Below are 1,668 nucleotides of genomic sequence, written 5' to 3' on the forward strand. Positions count from 1 at the left end.
CGCGGCCCGCATCGAAAAACCTTCACCCTAGCAGGTCTTGTAGGTTTGGCAGGCAGGGGCGGGTTCGCTGACCACAAGCCCGATGGCAGCCGTTGCTCCGGCCATTCCAAGGACTAGCGCAAAAAACACCGCGATGCGCGTAACCATAAAGAACTCCCGTTTATCAGCGATCGGTCATGTATAAACCGCCGGCCGTGTGAAGCGCCCGGATCGGACCAAAGTCTCTTTTCCGCGCAAAAAATAGCTGTTCGACATTTGCGAAGAGTTAATGATACGACAGATGCGGCCTGTCCATGTCCGTTTTGGTGGCAGCGGGATACGGCGCGGCAAGTGTGGCATACTTGCACCAAACCGGGACACCTGCGGACCTGTCTGGAAGCAAGATCCACAGTGAATGAAATTGAGAACAAAAAGGTTTTGCGCTGAATGAGCGTTGAGGTTGTCTTTTATCATCTCTTGCACAAGCCTTTGGAAATGGCGCTTCCGCAACTGCTGGCAAAATGTCTGGATCGGGACTGGCGTGTGGTTGTGCAAACAGGAACGCCGGAGCGATGTGCCGCCCTCGACAGTCACCTCTGGACGTATACCGATGACAGTTTTCTGCCTCACGGCACCGAAGCGGATGGTTTGCCGGAGTATCAGCCGATTTTTCTGACCTCCGGCCAGGAAAATCCGAACCAGGCCGACGTGCGTTTCATGGTGGATCGGGCCGAGCCTCCATCGCTTGCCGATTACAAGCGGGCCATTTTCATGTTTGACGGGCGCGACCAGGAGGCCGTCGCGGAGGCGCGCAGCCGCTGGAAAGACGCCAAGGCGGAAGGGTTCGACCTGGCCTATTGGCAGCAAACAGAAGCTGGCGGTTGGGAGCGAAAGGCATGAGCGACGGGGGCGGCGGTAGGCAGGGCATGGATGGACGCGGCAAGAGTGTCCACTATGACCCGGATTTCATGGCGCGGCGCAATTCGGCCAGGGCGCGGCTGGACAGGCTTAAAGGGGCGGACACGCCCAATCCGGAAGACCGGTTTGACTGGTTCCGCAGCGTTTACAAGTCCGCTCAACGTGACCCGGCGGTTGTGCCCTGGGCGGATCTGGCTCCGAAAGATGCGCTTGTTCAGTGGTTGTCCGCTCATCCCGGGCGTGGCAAGTCGGCCATCGATATCGGGTGCGGGCTCGGAGACAATGCGGAGGCGTTGTCTGAAGCCGGATACCGGACGACGGCCTTCGATCTCTCCGAAGAGGCAATTTTGTGGACCCGCGAGCGGTTTCCTGAAAGTGCCGTTTCGTATCGTGTCGAAGACCTGACACAGCTCCCCGTTGAGTGGGCGCAGAGTTTTGATCTGGTGCATGAATGCTACACCGTTCAAGCGCTTATGGAGCCAATTCGGACATTGGCGATCGAGGTGACCGCAGGGCTCGTGGCCCCGGGCGGTATTTTGTTGTTTTTGAACAGATGTCGGCCCGAAGGCAGCAAAGCGGAGGGTCGTCCGATCCCGGCGCTGCCGTCCGAATGGAGGCGCTATCAGGACTTCGGTCTTGAGCTTGTTGAGGAGACCTTTTTCGATGTTGAACGGCCCGGGCGGTCCATTCCTCACGTGCTGGCGGAGTTCAAGCGGCCTGATGTTAGATAGGAGTATTATCCCAGGGGAATCGGGCTTGAAGTTTGACAGT

Annotated in this window: 2 protein-coding genes; both read left to right on the plus strand. The window is 58.1% G+C overall.

The genetic code is table 11. The annotated features are described in order from the left end of the window. Positions 1-426 precede the first annotated feature (426 nt). A complete protein-coding gene (locus tag E1297_RS02075) occupies positions 427-879 on the plus strand; it encodes a DNA polymerase III subunit chi (protein ID WP_155133283.1) in 453 nt (150 codons plus the stop codon). Beyond that, positions 876-1,628 (plus strand): bifunctional 2-polyprenyl-6-hydroxyphenol methylase/3-demethylubiquinol 3-O-methyltransferase UbiG, encoded by a 753-nt coding sequence (locus tag E1297_RS02080; RefSeq protein WP_209015589.1) that lies wholly within the window; start codon positions 876-878, stop codon positions 1,626-1,628. Before E1297_RS02075 ends, E1297_RS02080 begins: the two co-directional genes overlap by 4 nt. The last annotated feature ends 40 nt before the right edge of the window (positions 1,629-1,668 follow it).

The organism is Roseibium sp. RKSG952 (assembly GCF_009711355.1).

What these genes read in the sequence shown, in the direction of transcription:
- E1297_RS02075 (WP_155133283.1), top strand. Translation starts at nt 427, where the DNA reads ATGAGCGTTGAGGTTGTCTTTTATCATCTCTTGCACAAGCCTTTGGAA.
- E1297_RS02080 (WP_209015589.1), top strand. Translation starts at nt 876, where the DNA reads ATGAGCGACGGGGGCGGCGGTAGGCAGGGCATGGATGGACGCGGCAAG.